Genomic DNA, 4,294 nt, shown 5'->3' with positions numbered 1-4,294 from the left:
CGCTTCGGGGGGCTTGAGCCTTCGCCGGAGCGCCTGACCGCGCGCGCCCCGCACGGTGAGGGTTAAGAGAATCCGGGCCGGACAGGCTCTGAGACGCCCTGTTCGGGCCCCGCGCCGACGCCCCCTGCCCCGCCCAACTTGATTTGGCCGCAAAGGGGCGCGATCCGCGGAGTCCGGATCCGGACCGGGGCGGCTGCCCCGGGGTCGGGGCCTTCCTTTCGATCGCGGCCGCCCGGGTGGCCGATGCCGAAGCTCGCACGGCCGGAACTCAAGACACCCTTGCGCATCCTCGCCCTCCTCCTGACACTGGTCGGCGGTCTCGTCGGTGCCCTCGCGCTGTGTGGGCCGGCTCAAGCCGTCGAGGCGGTGCGCGTCACCCTCGACGCGCCGGTGATCGACCTGACCACCGCGATCGAGCGCTACCGCTCGGACGGCGACCTGATCCAGATCTCCACGGCGCCCGGCAAGGACGGCATCGTCCGCCGCATCGTCGTGAAGGCGCGCGACGCTGGCGCCCGGCCCGACTGGATCGTGTTCGCGCTCACCAACGACACCGACGAGCAGATCGACCGCATCCTGGTGGCGCCGCATTTCCGGCTGGTGGATTCCGGGGTGATCTGGCCCGATCTCGGCGGCTCGCGGATCGCCGCCATCACGGCGAGCCAGGGCATCCGCCCGGAGCGCGACGAGAACCCCGAGGCCGACCAGTTCACGATCACCCTGGATCCCGGCACCACGGTCACCTACGTCGCCGAGCTGCGCGGCCCCAACGTGCCCCAGCTGCACCTGTGGGATCAGGACGCCTACCGCCGCAAGACTGCCGGGCTGACCCTGTACAAGGGCATCATCATCGGCATCAGCGGGTTGCTGGCCCTGTTCCTGACCATCGTGTTCGTGGTCAAGGGGGCGATCATCTTCCCGGCCGCCGCGGCCCTGGCCTGGTCGGTGCTGGCCTATGCCTGCATCGATTTCGGCTTCCTGCAGCGGGTGTTCCCCGTCACCGAATTGGCCGAGCGGGTCTACCGGGCCTCCGCCGAGGCGGTGCTCGGGGCGACGCTGCTGGTGTTCCTGTTCGCCTACCTGAACCTCGCCCGCTGGCACGTGCGCTACAGCCACGTGGCGTTCTTCTGGCTGGCCTTCCTGGCGGGCCTCGTCGGGCTCGCGGTGTTCGACCCGCCGGTGGCGGCGGGGGTGGCGCGCATCTCCATCGCCGCGGTGGCGGGGATCGGCCTGCTGCTGATCGTCTACCTCGCCGCCCATAACGGCTACGACCGCGCCATCCTGCTGGTGCCGACCTGGCTGCTCCTGGTGGTCTGGGTGACGGCGGCGGGCTTCGCGGTCACCGGCCAGATCGGCAGCGACCTGGTGCAGCCGGCGCTCATCGGCGGCCTGGTGCTGATCGTGATGCTGATCGGCTTCACGGTGCTCCAGCACGCCTTCGCGGGGGGCGGCCTCAGCCACGCCCTGGTGTCGGACACCGAGCGGCGGGCGCTGGCGCTCACCGGCGCGGGCGACGTGGTGTTCGACTGGGACGTGCCGGCCGACCGGGTCTTCGCCGGCCCCGAGATCGAGGCGCAGCTCGGCCTGCCCCGGGGCACCCTGGAGGGCCCGGCGACGAACTGGCTCGGCACGCTCCACCCGTTCGACGTGGAGCGCTACTCGGCGGCCCTCGACACGGTGATCGAGGAGCGGCGCGGGCGCATCGTCCACGATTTCCGCCTGCGCTCGGCCGCGGGCACCTATTTCTGGTACCGGCTGAAGGCGCGCCCCGTGATCGGCGCCGACGGCGAGGTGATCCGCGTGGTCGGCACCATCGCGGACGTCACCGAGATCAAGACCGCCGAGGAGCGCCTGCTCCACGACGCGGTGCACGACAGCCTGACCGGCCTGCCCAACCGCGAGCTGTTCGGCGACCGCCTCGACGCGGCTTTGGCCTTCGCCGGCCAGGACCAGCGGCTCAAGCCGACCGTGATCGTTCTGGATGTCGACCGGTTCAAGGGCATCAACGACGCCATCGGCCTGTCGGCGGGCGATTCGATCCTGCTGACCCTGTCCCGCCGGCTCGGCCGCCTGCTGCGGCCGCAGGACAGCCTGGCCCGGATCTCCAGCGACGAGTTCGCCGTGATCCTGCTGTCCGAGCGCGACCCCGACCGGATCCTGGCCTTCGCCGAGATGATCCGGCGCGCCATCGCCACGCCGATCACCTACGCCGACCGGGAGATCTTCCTCACCGTCTCGATCGGCCTCGCGCTCTACGAGGCCGGGGCCAACCTGAAGCGCGACGAGGTGTTCAAGAGCGCCGAGATCGCCATGATCCAGGCCAAGCGCAACGGCGGCGACCGGATCGAGGTGTTCCGCGCCCACATGCGCACCGACCGCTCCGACCGGCTGATGCTGGAGAGCGACCTGCGCAAGGCGATCGAGCGCAACGAATTGCGGGTGCTGTTCCTGCCCGTGGTCCGCCTCGAGGACCGCACCGTGGCGGGGTTCGAGACCGTCCTGCGCTGGGACCACCCGAAGCTCGGCCGCATCCCGGCCTCGACTTTCATGCCGCTCGCCGAAGAGAGCGGCTTCGTGGTCAACCTCGGCATCTTCGCCCTGGAGCGCACCGCCCTGGAGCTCGCCGCCTGGCAGCGTTCCCTCGAGGTCGAGCCGCCGATCTTCGCGGCCTGCAACCTGTCCTCCCGCCAGCTCCTGCGCCACGACCTCCTGCACGACGTGAAGACCGTGCTGGCCCGCTCCGGGGCGCTGCCCGGCTCGCTCAAGCTGGAGTTCAGCGAGAGCCTGGTGATGGAGAACCCGGAATACGCCGCCCAGATGCTGGCGCGCATCCACGACCTCGGGGCCGGCCTGTGCCTGTCGGATTTCGGCACCGGCTATTCGGCGCTGTCCTACCTCCAGCGCTTCCCGTTCGACACGATCAAGGTCGACGCGACCTTCGTGCGCCAGATCGGCACCGGCCAGACCGCGATCCTGCGCTCGATCGTCCGGATGGCGAGCGAACTGAACCTCGCCATCGTGGCGGAGGGCTGCGAATCGGAGGGCGACGCCCAGGCGCTGGCCGGGCTCGGCTGCGAATACGCCCTCGGGCCGGCCTTCGGCGAGCCGATGACCATGCTGCAGGCCCGCCAGATCGTCGGGGCGGCGCCGGAAGCGGCCTGATCCTGGTTCGGGTCGGCCCAATCAGGTATACTGCCGACCAGCGATGAAGGCGGTGGCAGGGGATGCGATGACGCCCGAACAGGTCAGGCTCGTCCAGGACAGCTTCGCGCAGGTGCGGCCGATCGCCGGGACGGCGGCCGACTTGTTCTACGGGCGCCTGTTCGAGATCGCCCCCGAGGTCCGCCCGCTCTTCCCCGACGACATGGCCGAGCAGAAGAAAAAACTGATGGCCATGCTGGGCTTGGCGGTGGCCCATCTCGGCCACCCGGAGACCGTGGCCCCGGCGATCCGGGATCTCGGGCGCAAGCACGTGGCCTACGGCACCCAGGCCGCCCACTACGCCCCGGTCGGCGCCGCGCTGCTCTGGACCCTGGAACAGGGCCTCGGCCCGGACTTCACCCCGGAGGTCCGCGCGGCCTGGACCGAGACCTACACGCTGGTGGCCGGGTTGATGACGGGAGCGGCGGCGGAGGCGGGGTGAACACCCCCGAGAGTCGACGATCGGTTTAAGCCCCCCTTAACCATGCCCGCGCAAGCTCCTGTTGATGGATTGGCGCTCCGGCGCCCGTGGAGGGGATGGGCGGATGGCCGAGGCGGCGAGGCGTTACCAGCAGGCGGGCAGCTCGGATCTCGTGCGGCGCCTGATCGCCCGGCCGGTCCGGCTGGAGCAGCAGGCCCGCACCCGGCTGCCGCTCCCCGGCCAAACTCTGCCCGGCCAAGCTCTGTCCGGACAGGATCCGCGCGTCTCCGGCGCCGCCCAGGACGACCTGTCCGAGGATTTCGACGAGGCCGACGAGATCGCCCGGCTCGAGACCGAGCTGCAGGTGATGAAGGCGGTGCTCCGGGCCCAGCGGCAGGAGGTCGAGGCCCTCCGGGCGCAGCGCCAGCTCCTGACCGAATCGGCCGCCAGCGACGACGTCCGGGCGACCCGCGAGCGCTGGGCGTCCCTGGTGGACACCCTGCTGATCCGCGCCCGGTGATCCCTCTCCAGACCAAGCGGGGTACGGCCATGGGCGCGCGCTGCTCGCTCGTCGTCAACGGCCGGTCGGTGCGCGTCTCGACCGGCGACACGCCGCTGGAGGCGGCGCTGGCCGAAGGCATGATCGCGCCCGTGCAGGCGCAGCTCGCCAAC

3 protein-coding genes and 1 pseudogene are annotated in these 4,294 nt (G+C 71.0%); all 4 read left to right on the top strand.

Features of this window, described 5'->3' with window-relative positions:
• The first annotated feature begins 243 nt into the window (after positions 1–243).
• Positions 244–3,162, top strand: a complete 2,919-nt coding sequence (locus FV228_RS21760) for a sensor domain-containing phosphodiesterase (RefSeq protein ID WP_147856512.1) — start codon at positions 244–246, stop codon at positions 3,160–3,162.
• Positions 3,163–3,229: 67 nt separating this feature from the next.
• Positions 3,230–3,643 (top strand): globin family protein, encoded by a 414-nt coding sequence (locus FV228_RS21755; RefSeq protein WP_147856511.1) that lies wholly within the window; start codon positions 3,230–3,232, stop codon positions 3,641–3,643.
• 103 nt (positions 3,644–3,746) lie between these two features.
• The gene (locus FV228_RS21750; protein WP_147856510.1) at positions 3,747–4,142 is read left to right on the top strand and encodes a hypothetical protein; all 396 of its coding nucleotides are present in this window, start codon (positions 3,747–3,749) and stop codon (positions 4,140–4,142) included.
• Between the two features lie 29 nt (positions 4,143–4,171).
• A pseudogene (locus FV228_RS34335) lies at positions 4,172–4,294 on the top strand (ferredoxin--NAD(+) reductase); the annotation flags it as partial.

The sequence above is a fragment of the Methylobacterium sp. WL18 genome (assembly GCF_008040015.1).
In the GTDB taxonomy this organism is placed as follows: domain Bacteria; phylum Pseudomonadota; class Alphaproteobacteria; order Rhizobiales; family Beijerinckiaceae; genus Methylobacterium; species Methylobacterium mesophilicum.
Note: the sequence above shows the minus strand (reverse complement) of the source record. Positions and strands in the feature narration are given on the sequence as shown.